At 45.7% G+C, this 20,259-nt stretch carries 17 protein-coding genes; 7 read left to right on the plus strand and 10 right to left on the minus strand.

The window, feature by feature from the left end; all coding sequences use genetic code 11:
- Window positions 1–84 precede the first annotated feature (84 nt).
- Complete coding sequence (locus tag FHW36_RS02435) at window positions 85–1,521, plus strand: META domain-containing protein (RefSeq protein WP_145661708.1); 1,437 nt, start codon at window positions 85–87, stop codon at window positions 1,519–1,521.
- A 74-nt stretch (window positions 1,522–1,595) separates the two neighbouring features.
- Here the strand turns inward: FHW36_RS02435 and FHW36_RS02440 are convergent, their stop codons facing one another.
- From FHW36_RS02440 to FHW36_RS02480, 9 genes are all read right to left on the minus strand, one after another.
- A complete protein-coding gene (locus FHW36_RS02440; protein WP_145661711.1) occupies window positions 1,596–1,991 on the minus strand; it encodes a VOC family protein in 396 nt (131 codons plus the stop codon).
- A gap of 73 nt (window positions 1,992–2,064) precedes the next feature.
- Complete coding sequence (locus FHW36_RS02445) at window positions 2,065–2,826, minus strand: AraC family transcriptional regulator (protein WP_186452277.1); 762 nt, start codon at window positions 2,824–2,826, stop codon at window positions 2,065–2,067.
- Window positions 2,827–2,916: 90 nt separating this feature from the next.
- Window positions 2,917–3,261, minus strand: coding sequence for an IPT/TIG domain-containing protein (locus tag FHW36_RS02450; RefSeq protein WP_145661715.1), 345 nt, complete (start codon window positions 3,259–3,261; stop codon window positions 2,917–2,919).
- 217 nt (window positions 3,262–3,478) lie between these two features.
- The gene (locus FHW36_RS02455; protein WP_145661717.1) at window positions 3,479–4,225 is read right to left on the minus strand and encodes a succinate dehydrogenase/fumarate reductase iron-sulfur subunit; all 747 of its coding nucleotides are present in this window, start codon (window positions 4,223–4,225) and stop codon (window positions 3,479–3,481) included.
- Window positions 4,226–4,238: 13 nt separating this feature from the next.
- Window positions 4,239–6,149 (minus strand): fumarate reductase/succinate dehydrogenase flavoprotein subunit, encoded by a 1,911-nt coding sequence (locus tag FHW36_RS02460; RefSeq protein WP_145661718.1) that lies wholly within the window; start codon window positions 6,147–6,149, stop codon window positions 4,239–4,241.
- A gap of 6 nt (window positions 6,150–6,155) precedes the next feature.
- Entirely contained in the window at window positions 6,156–6,824 is a 669-nt protein-coding gene (locus FHW36_RS02465; protein WP_145661721.1) for a succinate dehydrogenase cytochrome b subunit, read from the minus strand.
- Between the two features lie 21 nt (window positions 6,825–6,845).
- The gene (locus FHW36_RS02470) at window positions 6,846–8,276 is read right to left on the minus strand and encodes an anion permease (RefSeq protein WP_145661722.1); all 1,431 of its coding nucleotides are present in this window, start codon (window positions 8,274–8,276) and stop codon (window positions 6,846–6,848) included.
- Window positions 8,277–8,287: 11 nt separating this feature from the next.
- Window positions 8,288–9,460 carry a porin gene (locus FHW36_RS02475; RefSeq protein WP_145661724.1) on the minus strand — a complete coding sequence of 391 codons (1,173 nt, stop codon included), beginning with the start codon at window positions 9,458–9,460 and terminating at the stop codon, window positions 8,288–8,290.
- Between the two features lie 189 nt (window positions 9,461–9,649).
- Entirely contained in the window at window positions 9,650–11,812 is a 2,163-nt protein-coding gene (locus FHW36_RS02480; RefSeq protein WP_145661726.1) for a S46 family peptidase, read from the minus strand.
- A 199-nt stretch (window positions 11,813–12,011) separates the two neighbouring features.
- Between FHW36_RS02480 and FHW36_RS02485 the strand changes: the two genes are divergently transcribed.
- The 5 genes from FHW36_RS02485 to recA all read left to right on the plus strand — a co-directional run bounded on the left by FHW36_RS02485 (window position 12,012) and on the right by recA (window position 16,967).
- Window positions 12,012–12,449 carry a hypothetical protein gene (locus FHW36_RS02485; protein ID WP_145661728.1) on the plus strand — a complete coding sequence of 146 codons (438 nt, stop codon included), beginning with the start codon at window positions 12,012–12,014 and terminating at the stop codon, window positions 12,447–12,449.
- Between the two features lie 87 nt (window positions 12,450–12,536).
- Window positions 12,537–13,136, plus strand: coding sequence for a ribonuclease HII (locus FHW36_RS02490; RefSeq protein WP_145661730.1), 600 nt, complete (start codon window positions 12,537–12,539; stop codon window positions 13,134–13,136).
- Window positions 13,137–13,200: 64 nt separating this feature from the next.
- Window positions 13,201–14,688 carry an RNA polymerase factor sigma-54 gene (rpoN, locus tag FHW36_RS02495; RefSeq protein WP_145661733.1) on the plus strand — a complete coding sequence of 496 codons (1,488 nt, stop codon included), beginning with the start codon at window positions 13,201–13,203 and terminating at the stop codon, window positions 14,686–14,688.
- Between the two features lie 10 nt (window positions 14,689–14,698).
- Window positions 14,699–15,394, plus strand: coding sequence for a hypothetical protein (locus FHW36_RS02500; protein WP_145661735.1), 696 nt, complete (start codon window positions 14,699–14,701; stop codon window positions 15,392–15,394).
- 562 nt (window positions 15,395–15,956) lie between these two features.
- The gene (gene recA / locus FHW36_RS02505) at window positions 15,957–16,967 is read left to right on the plus strand and encodes a recombinase RecA (RefSeq protein WP_145661737.1); all 1,011 of its coding nucleotides are present in this window, start codon (window positions 15,957–15,959) and stop codon (window positions 16,965–16,967) included.
- A 219-nt stretch (window positions 16,968–17,186) separates the two neighbouring features.
- On the opposite strand, the gene typA is transcribed toward recA, so the two are convergent.
- Complete coding sequence (gene typA, locus FHW36_RS02510) at window positions 17,187–18,995, minus strand: translational GTPase TypA (protein ID WP_145661739.1); 1,809 nt, start codon at window positions 18,993–18,995, stop codon at window positions 17,187–17,189.
- A gap of 262 nt (window positions 18,996–19,257) precedes the next feature.
- On the opposite strand from typA, the gene FHW36_RS02515 reads away from it, so the two are divergent.
- Window positions 19,258–20,259: an alpha/beta fold hydrolase gene (locus FHW36_RS02515; protein ID WP_145661742.1), complete on the plus strand. Its 1,002-nt coding sequence runs from the start codon at window positions 19,258–19,260 to the stop codon at window positions 20,257–20,259.

Genomic DNA, 20,259 nt, shown 5'->3' on the forward strand with positions numbered 1-20,259 from the left:
AGCGTTTTTGCAAAATATAGCATAATCTAACAAAAGGTAAACTTCATGGCTCCTTTTGTTGTTAATTATTAAAATCTATATTTTATGCTATTTGAACTAGCGATTACGTTCGCCACTACTATTCTGGCCCCGGTACAGCAAAAGCAACCCAGCACCAAAACACAGATTATTTATGTAAAAGAATCTAAAGAACCCTGTACCGGCGTAGCTCCTATGGAATGCCTGCAGGTAAAGGAATCTGCCAACGCAGACTGGTCTAACTTCTATACAAATATTAACGGGTTTAAATACACTCCGGGCTACCGTTACAAATTGAGAGTGAAGGTCACTCCTGTAAAAAATCCACCAGCAGATGCTCCCAATGTAAAATATACATTAGTGAAAGTGCTGGAGAAAAAAAGAGTGCGTGTTACTGCTGCCAATAGCCAGTGGACAAGCATTGCCGGCAAAAAATGGATACTGTCAAAGATGGATAATGCCGACCAGCCGGATGAGGCGATCTGGGTGGAATTTGATACAGATAAGAAACGTATCCATGGAAGAAGTGGCTGTAACGGCCTGATGGGAGGCTTTTCTACTTCCGGCAACAGTATCACTTTTTCCAAAGTAGCTGGTACCCTGATGGCCTGTGAGTCAAGCCTGATGCGCCGGGAAGGTTCGTTCCTCAAACAATTTGGAGATCGCACGTTCAAATACCAGGTAGTTGGTCAGCAAGTGCATCTCCTGCAAAATGGTAAACCTGTACTGCAGTTCAAATTGCAGGATAAAGACGCCGGACAGGATCAGGGCAGCAATGGCGACACCGACTGGGCCAGCATCAGCGGCAAAAAGTGGGTAATGACGCGTTTAAACGAAGCCAGTATCAGCAACTCCGGCGTGTGGCTCGAATTTGATCCCGCCAAGAACCGCTTCTATGGCAAAGGAGGCTGTAACAATATTTCCGGAGGTTATTCCACTGGCAACAATGCCGTTACCTTCACACAGGCAGTAAGTACTTTTATGGCCTGCCCCGATGCCGGTGTAATGAGCCGGGAAGCCGATTTCCTGAAAACGCTAGGCGGGCATACATTCAAATACACGCTTACAGATGGTACCATCAACCTCTTTGAAAACGACCACCTCGTGATGCAATTTGCCATGGAAGATAAATCTACTACTGCCACAACTCCAAACCAGTGGACGTTTATCGGCAGCAAAAAATGGAACGTCATCAAACTCAATGATGCCACACTGACTGACTCCGGGATATGGATTGAATTTGACACCGAAAAAAAACGCTTTCATGGCAAGGGTGGATGTAACAGTATCTCCGGCGGATACAATGCCACGGGCGACCAGATTAAGTTTGCACAGGCTGTCAGCACCCGCATGGCTTGCCCCGACCCTGCCGTAATGCGCAGGGAGGCAGATTTCCTGAAATTACTCAGCGAAGCTTCCTATCACTATGACGTGGCAGATCAAACTTTGAACCTGTATAAAGACGGGAAAATTATACTAATGTTTGGCATGCAGGATAAATAGCTGCCTTCATTAAAACTAAAAAGCCTGACTATCGTATTTCGCATGCGTTAGTCAGGCTTTTTAGTGTCAATATCTTACAACGGCAATATTACATCGCCCTGTTCATTCAATTCCCAGAACGGATTATGCGCAACCTCCACCAGGTGACCGTCGGGATCGCGGAAGTAGCCACTATAGCCGCCCCAGAATACTTCCTGTGCCGGCTTCACAATCTGCGCACCCGCGCTGCGCGCCTGCTCCATGACCACATTTACTTCAGCACGGTCGATGGCATTGTACGATAGTGTAAGTCCTCCGAAGCCGCTACCCCTGGCGGGAATGCCCACATCTTCCGCCAGGCGCTCCCTGGAATAAAGCGCCAGCACCATACCTCCCAATGGGAAGAATGCAATTTCCTCTTCACTGGCAGGCGATCTTTTCCACCCAAGCCCCTGTTCATAAAACCGGATGGCGCGTGGAAGGTCCTGCACGCGTGATCAATGTTAATTTCTGTCGCATAGCAGCTTAATTGAATAATAAATTAAATGCCGGGAGGTAAGCTTATTACCGCCAGCAGCTGGGGTTGTCGCCGCCCAATAACTTAAATTCGCGGGTGAGGTGCGCATGATCATAAAAACCATGCTCCAATGCCAGAGATAGCAAAGTGGCCGATTTCTCCTTCTTCAACTCACGGCGCACACTCATAAACCGCACGATCCGTGAAAACGTTTTGGGAGATACGCCTATCATCTGTAAAAAATTCCTTTCAAAAGTACGGGTACTCATAAACGCTTTATCTGCCAGCATTGCAGGCGTTATACTTCCATTCGATTGGCGGATCAGGTGAATGCTTTCCTGGATTTTACTTGCAACAATATTGTTCGCTGGCAATCGCTGCAATAGGAAATTTTCAAGGCTGTTAACCTTTTCTGAAATTGATGGTGCTTTTTCCAGCAAGGGCTCGAGCCGCGCATGCCAGTCGTGTGTAATGTCGCTGAGCAGAAGATGTTCGTCGGTAGCCAGTTGCAAAGGCAATGCCGTAAAAGCATGAAGGCCTCCTGGTTTAAAACGGATTCCTAACATACCGGTATTACCTTGCCTGTTAATATCACGAAAAGCGGTCATCGTACCTACTACGAATGCAGTATTGGGCGCTATGCATATAGCATTGTTACCCGCAGCAACCGGCTGATCACTGATATTAAAAATGATATCGGCACAGGTATCCGGCAAAATCCGCTGTTGCGAAAATTGCGTAGTCATACTTACCCAGTATGCATCTACATAAGCAACCAATAAAGGATGTGGCTGGAAAGTGCTGTACATACTGCAAGTGTAGCAAAAAAAAAGCATTTAAAAGACAATGGGTAGATGGCCTGAAAAGACCGCTACCCACTGCTTTTAATTTAATTGTTTTTAAAATTTAGAGGCTACCAGTTTGGCATGATAGGCAAACAGCATTGCGTTGGATACATTATCTCCAACCGTTACCATTACAGGCACGGTAGCAGCAGATTGTACAGGCACCTGTACCACCAGGCTATTGGTATTGGCACTCAGCACCTTCGCGGTTACATTGCCAAAAACCACCTTATTCTGGTTCCTGTTTTCACTAAAACCATGTCCTTTGATAATCAGGAAATTACCTGCTTGTCCTTCTACGGTAACTACTTCTTTTGTGTTTTCTTTGGGATTGAGGTTACAAGCCACCATAGCTACCATGAGCAGCAGGGCTACCACAAACATTTTACAATGTGTCATCTTATTATTTTCTTTTTTGGGGGGTCGGTCACAAACCCTTTTTACTAATAATTCACCGGGGTTAACACTATTGCGATTGCAACTCGGATAGCAACAGCATATATTCGGTATTCAAACGGATGCAAATTTACACCCTATTTTTCAAATAAACATCGATGTAAGAAAATATCTTACAAAATAGGTATTACTACGTATATGCTTATAGGAAAGGAGTGCACTATTTTTTCAGTAGCTGCGCTTTGTTGTATTCATAGTTCATACGGGCAATATGCAATACAGAAATTTGCTGCGGACATTCGACCTCACAAGCCTCCGTATTACTGCAGTGGCCAAAGCCTTCCCTGTCCATCTGATCTATCATATTTCTCACCCGTGCTTGTGCTTCTATTTGCCCCTGGGGCAATAGTGCCAGGTGCGCTATTTTTGCACTGGTAAACAATGCTGCGCTGGAATTCTTACACACCGCCACACAGGCTCCGCAACCAATACAGGCCGCTGCATCAAAAGCCGCTTCTACTTCTGGTGAACCAATAGGAATACTATTCGCCTCCGGTGCTTGCCCCGTATTCACAGCAATAAATCCACCAGATTGTATAATCCGGTCAAATGCAGACCGGTCTATTTTTAAATCACATTTCACCGGGAAAGCGGTGGCCCGAAATGGCTCTATAATAATCTCCTCATTATCCTTAAAGGTGCGCATATGCAGCTGACAGGTAGTTGTATTTTTTAGAGGTCCATGCGCGCGGCCATTGATCATCACACCACATTGTCCGCATATTCCTTCCCGGCAATCGTGATCAAATTCTACCGGGCGGGTTCCATTTTTTAACAACTGCTCATTCAAGGTGTCCAGCATTTCCAGGAAAGACATATGCGGGTTGATATCTTCCAGCGTATAGCTCATCATTTTCCCGGAATCATGCTCATTTTCCTGGCGCCAAATTTTTAGTCGTATACGCATACCCGTTAATTTATTATTTATAGCTTCTCACCGTAGGTGTTACAAATTCAAAATGTAAAGACTCTTTGTGCAGCAGTGGCGATTGGCCTGCCCCGGCCCATTCCCAGGCTGAAATAAAAGAAAAGTCCTGGTCGTTGCGCAGCGCCTCTCCTTCGGGCGTCTGGTATTCTGTGCGAAAATGCGCACCACAGGATTCGTTGCGGGTAAGGGCATCATAACACATCAACTCTCCCAGCTCCAGGTAGTCGGCTACCCTCCCGGCCTTTTCCAGTTCGCTGTTGATAGCGTAACCACCCGGTACATATAACCGTTGCCAGAATTCTTCCCGTAAGGCCACAATCTCTTTAATAGCCGCTTCCAATCCTACTTTCGATCGGCTCAATCCACATTTATCGTACAATATTTTACCTAATGTTTTATGAAAATAATCCGCACTTAAATTACCCTGTATGCCCATCAGCATATGTAATTGCTGCTGCACATTTTCTTCTGCAGCGGCAAAGGCAGCGTGGCGTATATCTATGGACCCTGCTTTTATTTCATCTGCCAGGTAATTAGCCATAGTATAAGGCGCTATAAAATAGCCGTCAATACTGGCCTGCAAGAGAGAATTTGCCCCTAAGCGATTAGCTCCATGGTCCGCGAAGTTGGCTTCTCCCAAAGCAAACAATCCCGGGATGGTGGTCATCAGTTCATAATCCACCCATAGGCCGCCCATTGAAAAATGCGCGGCAGGTGAAATACGCATAGGCTCGAGGTAGGCATTTACCCCGGTAATTTTTTCGTACATGCGAAACAGGTTGCCATACTTCTTCCGTATCTTATCTTCTCCCTGGTCTTTTATTGCCCTCGAAAAATCCAGGTATACAGCGTTCTTCAGTGGTCCTATTCCAAAACCTGCATCGATACGCTCTTTGGCCGCCCTCGACGCAATATCGCGGGGCGATAAATTACCGAAGGCCGGGTATCTTCTTTCCAGGTAATAATCTCTTTCTTCTTCCGGAACCTGGTTGGGCTCCCGTTGTTCGTCTTTATTTACCGGCACCCAGATACGGCCATCATTCCGCAGCGATTCCGACATCAATGTAAGCTTAGACTGGTATTCGCCCGATTGAGGCAAACTGGTCGGATGTATCTGTGTCCAACTGGGATTAGCCATAAAAGCGCCTCGTTTGTGTGCTCTCCAGATAGCGGAACCATTGCACCCCATAGCCAGCGTAGACAGGTAGTATATTTTGCCAAATCCGCCGGTAGCCAGTACTACCGCATGCGCCCCATGACGTTCCAGCACACCGGTATCCATGTTGCGTACAATAATCCCCCTGGCCTTTTTATCTATCACTACCAGGTCCAGCATTTCATGCCGGGCAAACAATTGTACACTACCAGCCCCCACCTGCCGCATCAGCGCCTGGTAAGCCCCCAGCAACAGCTGCTGCCCGGTCTGCCCCCTCGCATAAAAAGTACGGGACACCTGTACCCCGCCAAAGGAACGGTTGTTCAGGTACCCGCCGTATTCCCGGCCAAAAGGTACGCCCTGGGCCACCGCCTGATCAATCAGGCTGGCGCTGCATTCTGCCAGCCGGTACACATTTCCCTCTCTTGCCCGAAAGTCACCGCCTTTAATCGTATCGTAAAACATGCGGTATACACTGTCGCCGTCATTCTCATAGTTCTTACAAGCATTCACACCGCCCTGCGCAGCCACAGAGTGAGCACGGCGGGGCGTATCCTGGAAACAGAAACATTTCACACTATATCCCATTTCTCCCAGCGAAGCAGCAATAGAACTGCCTGCCAGTCCAGCCCCTACTACTATCACTTCCAGTTTCTTTCTATTGGCCGGGTTCACCAGCTTTGCGTGGGCCTTGTAATAATTCCACTTCTCTTCAAGTGGTCCCGCGGGTATTTTTGCGTCCAGCATAACCAACTATTTTAAGCAATAAACATACAGTGGCATCGCAGCAAATCCGGTACAAATAACAATGCTGAACACCCAGCCAAAAATCCTGATTGCTTGCGCATAACGCGGATGATATAATCCCAATGTTCTGGCAGCACTGAAAAAACCGTGCAGCAAGTGATAACAGAGCGCGATCATGCAAATCACATACAGTATCACATACCACAACTCACTGTAAACACCGACCACCAATACATACAAATCTTTATGCCCGTCAGCATCCATTGGCAACTGCCCAAATTTGTAGACGTACCAGAAATCGCGCAGGTGCATCACCAGGAAAATAAAAATAATAGTTCCCAATAGGCCCATATTGCGGCTATACCACTTACTGGCAGTTCCCCTGCGATCGTAGTAATACCGGACCTTTCTCGCCCGGTTATTGGCCACCGTGATAATAATAGCATATACCACATGACCAATGATGCTGGCAAAAAGGATATAGGAAATTGCCTTAATAATAAGGTTACCCGACAGAATATGGGAATAGAGATTAAACTGCCTGTGCGCCCGTTCTTCCGGCAAAAACAACTGGAGGTTGCCTGCCAGGTGTATCACCAGGTAAAGGCAGAGGAACAGCCCCGTAAAGGCCATCCAGTTTTTTCTCGATAAAGTTTGTTGCTTCCGTTGACCCATAATATCTTTTTTTCTCCACGTTTACCAGATACCGATTACTTTCCACCAGCCACCACCAACACCCATCCAGATAATAATCAGCGCAATACTCAGCAGAAACCCGCATTTCCACCAGTCTTTCAGATCTACATAAGTGCTCCCGAAAAATACCGGCGCAGGACCATGTCCGTAATGTGTGAGCGTTCCAAAAATGCCACCGCAAAAACCCAGCACCAACGCCAGCAAAGTACCTGGAATTCCAACAGAAACACCCACTCCTAAAAAGGCGGAATACATGGCCGCCACATGAGCTGTAGCACTCGCAAAAATGTAATGGCTATAAAAATACACCAGCACAATTATCGGGAAAGCCACCGTCCATTGCAGGCCGCCCACCTGCTGTTTAATCAGGTCGCTGAACCAGGGAATAAAGCCCAAAGTATTCAGGAAACTTGCCATCATTACCAGGGCAGAAAACCATGCGATCGTATCCCAGGCTCCTTTTTCCGACTTTACATCTTCCCAGGTAAGCACCTGTGATATCAACAGGAATACAAGTCCTATCAACGCCGTAGTAGTAGCATCGATACCAAATAAATCACCGGTAATCCAAAGGAATAACAGGATCACGAAGGCCAATAACATCAACCACTCATTGCGGTGAACAGGTCCCATTTCCTTCAACTTCTCTGCTGCCATCGCCGGTGCATCGCCGGTAGATTTGAGCTCGGGCGGGTATATTTTATAGAGTATCCAGGGAACGGCAATAACAGAGAGCAATGCAGGCACTATGGCCGCCGTAAACCAGGACATCCAGGTAATGTCGATGCCCATATTTTTGGCAAACTTCTGACACATCGGGTTGCTGGCCGTACCGGTTAAAAACAGCGATGAGGTAATAAGATTCATATTGTAACTGTTCAACGTGAGATAGGCGCCCAACTTACGATGGGTGGCTGGATCTTCGGGAACAGAACCAAAGTTCATGGCCATCGACTTCATAATAGGGTAAATAATTCCTCCTCCCCTGGCAGTATTGCTGGGTACTGCCGGCGCCAGCACCAGGTCGGCCAACCCCAGTCCGTAGGCCAGTCCCAGTGAGCTGCGACCAAATACACGAATAAACAGGTAGGCTATCCGTTTGCCCAGGCCCGTTTTTATGAATCCCCGGGCAATAAAAAAAGAGATGCCGATCAGCCATATTACTTTATCTCCAAAGCTGCTTAGTGCCAGTGTAATGGATCTGGAAGGGTTTCCCGGCGCCAGCACCCCGGTAACTGCTACCAGCGTGATAGCGATCATAGACATGGTGCCCATGCTGGCAGCTTTTATAATAATACCGACAATCGTTGCCAGGAAAATAGCCAACAGGTGCCAGGCCTCTTCCTTTACACCCGCCGGTGCAGGAATAAACCAGATGATCAGGCCAAATGCCAATGTAATCAACAGTTGCGGATACTTGATTTCTTTCATAATGACGAGCTTTAAAATCTGCATTGGACCTGTGCTATCAACAGGTTGCTGTTATGTGTTTTGGTACCTGGTATATCGCGGTTGTATTGATCTATCTGCATACCTAACTGAATACGTCCACCATAATCTTTCAGGAAAGCCAGGCTCACCATAGGAATGTACGATTGCCGTACGGTGCCATCGTGCTTTTGATCTTCTTTAAAATATTCATAGCGCATCGATACCTCGATAGACGTAAGTTTGTGGAAATTAATCTTGTAGCGGAAGTTGGGAAGAATATATACGCCGCTCATGATATACCGGCTAACCGGCTCTTTACGCAAGCTATCCGGCAGCGCATAATAGAGCTGATGGTTGTTACCCTGCTTATATTCCGACTGCAACTGCAGATCCCATTTAGGCGCCAGGGGGATTACGCCGCTAACATCCACGCCTACCGCATATACGCTTTGCCGCTTTACGGCGCCAAAGCCGCCATTGAGGCCGAGTGACAACTTATTCATATCGCCCAGCTCCAGCCGGGCCGTACCCAGCTTACCGTTGTCATTGTCCGATACCTGGTTACGGTTATTGCCATTTACTACCGACAGTGCATATTTCATGGGCACTTTACTGTCTTTATTGAAGGCGCCAAACATGGATACGCCTATCTGGAAACTCTGCCAGCCATTGCTGCCAAAGGCATAATATTGGTTGGAGAAATCCATCGACTGTATTATATCTACAGGGTATAGGTCTTCCAGGCCAAAAGATGGTCTGAATTGACCGATAGTGAAATTCAGGGCATCATTCCATCGGTAGGATACATAGGCGTTTTCCAGGACTTTCCCTTTCGTATCGCCGGAAAACTCCGCCAGGTTAATCAATACTGCCGCTGTAAAACGATCGCTTACCTGCGCCTTGGCCTGTAAGCGCGCCCGTTTGATACTAAAACTATTCCGTACCACTTCTTCCGCATTTGGCTGATGTACCCCGTTTACATCTACTTCCTTTACCAGGGAGCCAGTGTAACGGGCCTGGAAGACGCCTCCAAATGAAATCTTTTTTATAAATCCCGGAAGCAGGCGGGCAGAATCCTTCCCCGTACTATCACGTATGGCCGGCGAGGAAATCGCCGCAAAAGCAGGATGTACAATCAGGCAGCATACAAATAAGGTAGCAACGCGTAAAAATCGTTTATGCATGCAGGGGAGTTATAAGGTTTTCGACAATGAACAGCAACAGCCTTACTCCGGATAACACCGCTTAACAAAAAAAGTTCGATACTTTATCTGTAGAAAGCCCAAAAGCCACAGAGGCGAATAATCGAAGCGGATATTTGGAATACACGCTTTGATTATTCGCCTCTGTGGCTTTCTGCTTAAGCTTTCAGCTTATTTCACCAGCTTCAGCTCATTGATGATATTTTTTGCACCACCCAGCTTTTCAATGCACCATAATACATAACGTACGTCCACGCAAATAGTACGATTGAATTCAGCGTCGAATTGGATTTTGTGGCTCAGTGCTTCGTAATTACCATCGAAGGCCAGTCCAATCAGTTCGCCATTGGCGTTGATAACAGGAGAACCTGAGTTACCACCAGTAATGTCGTTAGTGGTAATAAAACCTACTACGATATCATTGCGTTTGGCATCTTTATACTGCCCAAAATCTTTCTTATTATACAGATCGAGGTAGTTGGCTGGCAGGTCAAATTCGTAATCGCCGGGAACATATTTCTCGATCACACCTTTCATGGTAGTTACGTAATCGTAGTGTACCGCATCACGGGGAGCGTATGGTTTCACCTGGCCATAAGATAAGCGCATGGTAAAGTTTGCGTCAGGGTACCTGTTGGCATTGGGATTCATCTGCATAACGCCTTTCAGGTAGGTACGGCCCAGGTCATTGACTTTGGTGTTGAACTGGGTATACAGAGGCAGGTATTTACCAACATAATTTTTGATAAATGTGCTGGCGTATGCGAAAGCCGGATCGTTCTGCAGGGTTACTGCATCCGGATTGGCTACGAATGCTTTCCATTTGGCATCGTCAAAAATCATAGTATTGCTCATTACGCCAGTGGCCCAGGTACGATAGGTATTGTCTTCATCCAGGCTGCCGTATTTGGCTTTCAGCGCTTCATAAAAACCAGCGGGTTGCTGGTCTTTAGCGATGTCGGTATAATACATATGGCAGGTAGCTGCCAGGATTTTCTGGTCGCTGGGTTTGTTTTCGCTTTCCAGGAAAGCTGTACGGGCTTTGTCTGCTGCTTCTATGGCCTGTTTCACGGCGTCTTTGGGAGCGCCTGGCGTTACCAGGGCTCTTTCCACCCCCATGAGAGAGCCTGCAAAAGATGCCAGCGGGGAGCCCAGGATGCCTTCATTCAGATATACACGTTGTTTGGCGTAGGGGGTCCATGCTTTATAAGTGGCTTCGTAATCTTTCAATACGTTCGCAAATTCAGGTTTGTCTTGTGCCCATTTAGCAAAAGCAGCTTCCTGTTTTTGTTTATCGGCCAGTACACCATGTTTTTCCAGTTGTTTGGTTTCGCCATCAAAGAATTTCCAGTAGTTGGCTATACCGGCGTAAGAAGAAGCCAGCTGCAATTTAACCGCAGGATCTTTCTTCATCTGTTCAAACATGGCCTTCAGTCTAACATCCCTCAGGTTTACCAGGTAAGGGTTTTCAATGCTGGTTTTCAGTTGTATACCATAGGAAGTTTCGTAACGGTTGGTACCGCCGGGATAACCGAAGATCATGGCATAATCATTTTCCTTCACGCCTTTGATAGATACCGGCAGGAAGTGCTTAGGTTTCAGGGGCACGTTGTCAGCCGCATAAGGCGCTGGCTTACCATCTTTTCCGGTATATACACGGAAAATGGAAAAGTCGCCGGTATGACGGGGCCATTCCCAGTTGTCGGTATCTCCACCAAACTTACCCACGCTTTCAGGAGGCGTACCTACGAGACGGATATCTTTATAGCGCTCATATACAAACAGCAGGTACTGGTTGCCTTTGAACATAGGTACCACTTTCGCTTCGTAGCCGGTATTGGCAGTGGTTTTAGAGATGATATCACCGTATACCTGCTGTTCCTTCTTGACTCTATCAGTCCCGTCGAGGCCTTTCAGGGCATCTTCCACTTCTTTGCTCACATCTTCTACTCTGATCAGGAACTGTACAGAGAGTTGGGAGGAGGCGATTTCTTCCTGTTTATTTTTAGCGTAAAATCCGTTTTTCAGGTAGTTATGCTCCACAGAGCTGGCGGCAGCAATGGCGCCATAGCCGCAGTGGTGGTTGGTAAAAATGAGGCCTTCGTTGCTAACAATTTCTCCGGTACAACCACCGCCAAAAATAATGATGGCATCTTTAAGGGAAGCTTTGTTGATGCTGTACAACTGTTCTTTGGTAAGTTTTAATCCACGCTTTACCATGTCGTTGTATGTTTGTTGCCCCAGCAAATAAGGTAACCACATGCCCTCATCTGCTTTAGCCCACTTGACAGATACGCTAAACAGCAAGAGCAAAACCAGTAATTTTTTTCTCATATTAAATCAGGTTTTGTTTTTTAGGACCTCAAACCTACCTATTTTTTTCCTATTGGGCAGGGGTCGCAGATCCGGTCATATACATAATAATTATTTTCATATAATAGTGACTGGAAGAAAAACTGGAATATGATTTGCTTAAGGGGAACAGCCTGAAGGGCCATGCCAATTATTTGTTTCACTTAAAAAGAGTTGTGATATGAAAAAGATATTCTTAGTACTGGGCCTGGCTGCATTTTTTGCCTGCAATGAAAGCAGCCGGCAACAGGAGAAAAAGGAAGAAGTAAAAGAAAACATCAAAAGTGCGGCAGAAGACATTAAGTCCGCCGCCAATAGCACTGGCGATTATCTGTCTGAACAAAAAGACCAGGCAGCGGAAGCACTCCGGGAACGGATCAGGGAAATAGATCAGACATCTGAGGAGTTGAAAAAAGAGGGGGATGAAAAAAGCAAGTCGGCCCGCAGAAAGCTGGGCGCATTAAAAGCGGAAATGAACAGGAAGCTGGAAGATATAAAAAGCAGCAGTGCGGAAAAATGGGACAGTACGCGTACAGCTGTGGATCAATTGATGAAAAAATCGGACAAAGAGTGGACAGATTTCAAAAAGGATTTTAAAGATCTGTTCAAAAAGGATTAAAGAATACTGTGGTATACCTTCAAAATTCGGTAATCCTTGTTCCGTGAACATTAATCTTGTAATTTTACCCGGATTAATAGATTTGATTTGTTACTTTCTTATTATCAGGAATTATTAACAGAAGCCGGTTGTGATGAAGCCGGAAGGGGATGCCTCGCGGGTCCTGTGTTTGCGGCAGCCGTTATACTGCCGAAGGATTTCCGTCATCCGCTGCTCAACGATTCCAAACAGTTGAAGGCATCTGACCGGGATATCCTCAGACCGGTGATTGAAGAAAAAGCCATCTGCTATGCCGTGGCCAGTGTAGATAATGTAGAAATTGACAAGATAAATATATTAAAAGCCTCTTTCAAGGCCATGCACCTGGCATTGGAAAAGCTGCAACAACAACCCGAATTTATCCTGGTAGATGGAAATCGCTTTTATGCTTACGGCACTACGCCCCACGCCTGTATTATCCAGGGCGATGGTAAATATGCCTCCATTGCAGCAGCTTCCATTCTCGCTAAAACCTACCGGGATGAGTACATGCAGCAGTTGCATGGGGACTATCCGCATTTCGGCTGGGATGTAAATAAAGGCTATCCTACCAAGCAACATCGGGATGCCTTACGTGAGTTTGGTGAAACACCTTTCCACCGGAAATCATTTCGCTTGTTACCAGAGCAATTGGAGTTAGACCTGTAGAAAGCGAAAGCTTAGGGCTCTGTTAACCTTAGACTTATTAATTTTGCCCTATTAGGGAACAATTATGTTAAAGCAGACACAACAGCAGAAATTATTACAGAAGCTTTCACCTCAGCAAATTCAGCTCATGAAATTGCTGCAGGTACCTACTGTAAACCTGGAAGAGAGGATTAAAGAAGAGCTGGAGGAAAATCCTGCCCTGGAATATGGGGAAGAAGCAGGGGAAGACGAATTCAAAGAACAGGAAGAATATGAAACACCTTCCGAAGAAGATGAATTTGAACCCGATGGCAGCGAAAATGAATATGACAATATAGATATTTCTGAATATGTAAGTGAGGGAGATGATGACGTGGCCGATTACAAACTGCGCGATGATAATTATCCCGATCCGGATGAAAGTAATAAAACCATTCCGATCCGGGTGGAAACTTCTTTTCATGAACACTTACTCAGTCAGCTCGGCATGCTGGAACTCGATGAGCACCAGAACGCCATTGCAGAACATATCATTGGCAGCATAGACGACGATGGTTACCTGCGCAGGGAAATCAGCTCTATGGTAGATGACCTGTCATTTTCACAGAATATTGATACCACAGAAGAAGAGATTACATCGCTGATTAAAAAAATACAGGACTTCGATCCGGCCGGCGTTTGCGCCACCGATCTGAAAGAATGCCTGTTATTGCAGCTGAAACGCAAGTCACAGGAAGATCCGGGCGTACATAATGCCTACCAGATCCTGGAAAACTACTTCGATGAATTTACCAAGAAGCATTACGAGAAGATACAAAAGGCGTTGAGTTTAACAGATGAAGGCTTGAAAGAAGCCATCACACAGATTATCAGGCTTACGCCTAAACCAGGGGGAAATTTTGCCACCCTGAATAAAGCAGAAAGCTATGTGCTCCCCGACTTCTTTATCCTCAACAATGCCGGCAAACTGGAGCTGACCCTGAACTCCCGCAATGCTCCCGACCTCCGTATTTCCGGCGGATACCGTGAAATGCTGAAGGAGTACGACCGGGGCGACAAAAAAGACAAGCGTCAGAAAGAAGCAGTACTCTTTATCAAGCAAAAGATAGATGCCGCCAAATGGTTTATAGACGCCATTAAACAACGGCAACATACGCTCCTCTCTACCATGGAGTCTATCATGGATTATCAGCGGGAATTTTTTCTCACCGGGGATGAAACCACCATGAAGCCGATGATCCTGAAAGATATCGCCGACCGTACGCAACTCGATATTTCTACCGTTAGCCGCGTGGCCAACAGCAAATATGTACAAACGGAGTTTGGTACCTTTAAACTGAAATTTTTCTTCTCTGAGTCCCTGTCTACCGACAGTGGCGAGGAAGTATCCACCCGGGAGGTGAAGAAAATCTTGTCGGACCTGATAGAGGCAGAAAATAAACGTAAGCCTTTGAGTGATGAAAATCTGACGAAGATGTTGCAGGACAAGGGATACAATATTGCCCGCCGTACGGTGGCCAAATACAGGGAGCAACTCAATATTCCGGTAGCCCGTTTACGTAAAGAATTATAAGCACCATACCATGCAAGAACATGCAGTTTTAGACCGGAACGGGAACTTACACGAAGCGCCGGAATTTTCACCTGGGATGCGATCACTCGCGCAGGCTATTTCCTATATCTCGCATCCGCTGTTCATTCCTTTGCTGGTTACCTTCCTGGTATTGGCGTCTATTCCCGAGTATATGGTAGCGTTTAAGCCGCTGAGCAAGCGCTTTGCTTTTGACATGCTATATTTCCGGGTAGCGATCATCAGTATCGGCTTCCCGGTATTAACACTACTGCTGGCCAAAGCGCTGAAGTTTGTTTCTTCTATATATATGAAGACACAGCGCGACCGGATCATTCCCTATGTAGCGATGATCACCTACTACTTTTGGGCATTCTATACTTTTCAACAGGAAGGGCGGGCGCCTAAATTTTATACAGCCTTTTTCCTGGGTGTTTTTCTGAGTATTTCCATTGCTTTTATTACCAATAATTTTATCAAGACCAGCATGCATACTGTAGGTTGGGGTGGTGTCATTGGATTTTTGCTGTCGCTCGCCTGGGGCATGCATATGAATGTATCCGTGCCGCTGGTGATTACCTTTTTCGTAACTGCGGTGGTGGCTACTGCCCGGATGGTGCTGCAGGCACATACTCCCCGGGAAATTTATATCGGATTACTGATTGGAGTTGTTTGCCAGCTGGCTGCTTGCCTGATACTGGTAAAATAAGATGCTTCTCCCTTTGGGGGGCCCCTGTTTCCAGCCGGATTTCCTCTGTAACATCGGCAAATCTGACCGGAAACAGGGGTAAACAAATTTCAGAATGGCGAATAAAACTTTTGGGGTAAACCAGACCTCTTCACTATTACTTACTCACACTGGATGTAAGGCCGCAAGGCAGGCTAACAAACAACCTTAACAAACAAAAGGGGATTAACTTTAACAACTAAACTTGACAATACAAAAGTCATACATTCCCGGCTTATACTCAAGCGTATAACTACGCTTTTTAAAAATGCAGTAGAATTCTCATACCCCGGAAAAATTTTTAACGCATTTTGTTGTTACGCATATTCAATGCGTATTGGTGTCGCATCTTTGTTATGTCGTTACGATCAAACCCTTTGTAAACGGGCATAACGGCAAAAAAGAAATACTATTTTATTTAGCATTTAAAAGAAATTGCTAAAATATTTAGGAAAATAAAAAATTAGTTATAACTTAGCAATCCAATTGATTTGCTTTCTAATTGTGATCAGCTATCTTTTAAATTTGTAAAAACATTAATGATATGTCTACAGCCAATGCAGAAAAACTGAAGGCCCTGCGCCTCACAATGGACAAGATAGAAAAGGATTTCGGTAAGGGATCTGTGATGATGATGGGTGAAAAGGCAGAAGCACCAATGGAAGTGATTTCCACAGGTTCTCTGGGTCTTGATATTGCGCTTGGAATAGGTGGTTTACCTAAAGGAAGAATCATTGAAATATATGGACCTGAGTCTTCTGGTAAAACAACCATTGCTATACATACGATTGCAGAAGCACAGAAAAAAGGTGGCATTTGCGCCATTATAGATGCGGAGCATGCTTTTGACAGCAGCTACGCCAGAAGACTGGGAGTGGACGTAGATTCCCTGTTGATTTCACAGCCAGATCACGGTGAACAGGCACTGGAAATCGCGGATCGCCTGATTCTTTCCGGAGCAGTAGATGTAGTGGTAATAGACTCCGTAGCTGCCCTGGTACCAAAGAGCGAGCTGGAAGGTGAAATGGGTGAAAGCAAAATGGGATTACAAGCCCGTTTGATGTCACAGGCGCTGCGTAAATTAACTGCCACCATTTCCAAAACCAACTGCTGCTGCATCTTTATCAACCAACTGCGTGAAAAAATCGGGGTAATGTTTGGTAACCCGGAAACCACTACCGGTGGCAACGCCCTGAAATTCTATGCTTCCGTAAGGCTGGATATCCGCCGCATGAGCCAGATTAAAGATGGTGATGAAGCAATAGGTAACCGCGTGAAAGTGAAAGTGGTGAAAAACAAAGTAGCTCCTCCATTCCGCCAGGCAGAATTTGATATCGTGTATGGTCAGGGTATCTCCAAAATGGGTGAAGTGATCGACATGGGTGTTGAATACGGCGTTATCCAGAAGAGCGGTAGCTGGTTTAGCTATGATAGCAATAAATTAGGTCAGGGCCGCGATGCAGTAAAACAACTGCTGATCGATAATCCGGAACTGGCAACAGAAATCGAAACAAAAATCAAAGTGAAAATCCAGGAAAAGCTGGATGCTGAATAAACCAGCGTTGCCTTTGAATTTTTGCTGAAGCATAAAAAGATCTTAGTATTTAATATACTCGAAGTTAGTTTTAGTTTTAGTAAGCATTGGGTTAGTATGCACATCCCTGCCTTATCCTGGGCGGGGATTTTATTTGACCCTTAACCCCGAAAAATAAGAACCCGCTCTGTTCACCAGAGCGGGTTCTTATTTTTTCACTAAGTTATCTTACCTGAACAATTAAGCTTCTGCTTTCATGCTCTTAGCAGTTCTCTTACGTTCTTCTTCATCCAGGATGGTTTTACGCATACGGATAAAGTTAGGCGTTACTTCGATACACTCATCATGCTGGATATACTCCATACATTCTTCCAGTGTCATCAGGATCTTAGGTGCAATGCTAGCCGCACCATCTGTTCCACTCGCACGCATGTTGGTCAGTTTCTTACCTTCATTTGGATTTACTACCAGGTCACCTGGTTTGTTGTTTTCTCCAATGATCATACCCTTATACACTTCTTCTCCCGGATCTACGAAGAAAGAACCTCTGTCCTGCAGTTTATCGAGAGAGTAAGCAGTAGTAGTACCTGCTTCTTTCGCAATCAATACACCATTGTTACGGCCAGGGATCGCACCTTTCCATTGCTTATAGTCATTGAAGCGGTGCGCCATTACAGCCTCACCAGCTGTAGCAGTCAGCATCTGCGTACGTAAACCGATCAAACCACGGGAAGGAATTTCAAATTCCAGGTGTTGCATTTCACCTTTGGTTTCCATGATCAGCATTTCACCTTTACGACGGGTTACCAGGTCAATTACCTTGCTGGCAAAATCCTGCGGAACGTCTACCACCAAGGTTTCGTACGGCTCGCATTTTTTACCATCTATATTTTTTACGATTACCTGCGGCTGACCAACAGTTAATTCGTAACCTTCACGACGCATGGTTTCAATCAATACACCTAAGTGCAGGATGCCACGGCCATATACCATAAAGCTATCCGCACTGTCGGAATCCATTACACGCAGCGCCAGATTCTTTTCAGTTTCTTTTACCAGGCGGTCACGCAGGTGACGGGAAGTAACAAACTTACCATCTTTACCAAAGAACGGAGAGTTGTTGATACCAAACAACATGTTCATGGTAGGCTCATCCACGCTAATAATCGGCAAAGCTTCAGGAGCTTCTGCATCAGCAATGGTGTCACCAATATTAAAACCTTCAATACCTACTACTGCGCAGATATCACCGGCAAATACTTTCTGTACTTTTCTCTTACCCAGTGCTTCAAAGATGTACAGTTCACGTACTTTCTGCTTCTTGGCAGTACCATCTGCCTGCATCAGGGTAATCCACTGTCCTTCTTCAATAGAAGCGCGCGCTACTTTACCTACTGCAATACGACCCAGGAAAGAAGAATAATCCAGTGAGGTGATCTGCAACTGCAGGTTACCTTCCGGAGTCTTTGGCTCCGGAACATATTCCAGGATACCATCCATCAGTGGAGTAATATCTTCACACTGTTCTAATGAACTGTTGAACCAGCCATTTTTACCGGAACCATAAAACGTTGGAAAGTTCAGCTGCTCTTCTGTAGCGTCCAGGTTAAAGAACAATTCAAAAACTGCATCATGTACTTCATCAGGACGACAGTTAGCCTTATCTACCTTATTGATTACTACAATAGGTTTCAGGTGCAGCTGTAATGCTTTCTGCAACACAAAACGAGTTTGCGGCATCGGCCCTTCAAAGGCATCTACCAGCAGGATAACCCCATCAGCCATTTTCAATACCCGCTCTACCTCACCACCAAAGTCGGCGTGGCCCGGAGTATCAATAACATTGATCTTGGTTCCCTTGTACTCAACAGATGCGTTCTTGCTGAATATGGTGATACCACGTTCTCTTTCAAGATCGTTACTATCCATGATCAGCTCTCCCGATTCCTGGTTAGCCCGGAACACATTTGTCTGATGAAGGATTTTGTCAACCAGGGTAGTTTTACCATGGTCTACGTGTGCAATAATTGCGATATTACGAATGTTCATATACTTAAATCTTTCGCTATCAGCCATTAACAAAATTTACGCTAATAGCTACAAAAAGAAGGCGCAAAGGTACGAAAACCTGACGAGAATGAAGGGAACGGGTTTTAAATAAATGTAATCATTTGGTCATCTCGAGCCACGCCCTCACAAACAACTAATAATCAGTCAATTACAATTAAACATAAGCAACTATTACCTTTGCGGCGGGTATGGCGTCAATTTTGACTTCCTTACTGCATTTTAACCACCTCACTTATTTACCATGCGCCTGCAATTATACTTCGTGGTCGTTGTCCTGGCCGGCATCTTTACAAGTACCTCCTACGCTCAACAGATACCCGCCCAGGATATCACCCTATCTCAATATAAATACCCATTCCCTGTACATTATTTACAGCTGCATATACAGGGCCAACCACTTAAAATGGCCTATATGGATGTGCAACCAACTAAGCCTAATGGCAAAATAGTAGTGCTGCTGCATGGGAAAAATTTCTGCGGCGCTTACTGGGACAGTACCGCAGCCGATCTTAGTAATAACGGGTATCGCGTTATCATACCTGATCAAATAGGCTTTGGTAAATCCTCCAAACCAGCAAGCTTCCAATACTCCTTTCAACAACTGGCTCAAAATACCAAAGCCCTGCTGGATACACTCCAGATCAGTAAAGCAGCTATTCTCGGGCACTCTATGGGAGGCATGCTGGCAGCACGTTTTGCCCTGCTGTATCCACAAGTCACGGAAAAATTGATACTGGAAAACCCCATCGGCCTGGAAGATTGGAAAGTAAAAATGCCTTATCAGTCCATAGATACATGGTACAAGGCAGAGCTACAACAGAGCTACGAGAAAATTAAGCAATATATGATGGACAACTACTACGCCGGCAAATGGTCGGTCGCCTATGATAAATGGGCACAGCTACAGGCCAGCTGGATCAGCAATCCCGATTATTTGCGCGTAGCATGGAATTCCGCCCTTACTTACGACATGATCTTTACACAACCCGTGATCTACGAATTTTCCAACATACAAGCCCCTACTCTGTTGATTATTGGGCAACGGGATCGTACAGCCTTGGGGAAAGCCAGCGCACCGGAAGAAGTGCGGAAAACATTGGGGAATTACCCGGAACTGGGGAAAAAGGCTGCTGAAAAAATTCCACACGCCACCCTGGTGCCTATTGAAGGAGTAGGCCACCTCCCTCACATTGAAGTCTACACGAAATTTATTACCCCCTTGCTGAAGTTTTTACAGGAATGA

The organism is Chitinophaga polysaccharea (assembly GCF_007829335.1).
Lineage (GTDB): Bacteria > Bacteroidota > Bacteroidia > Chitinophagales > Chitinophagaceae > Chitinophaga > Chitinophaga polysaccharea_B.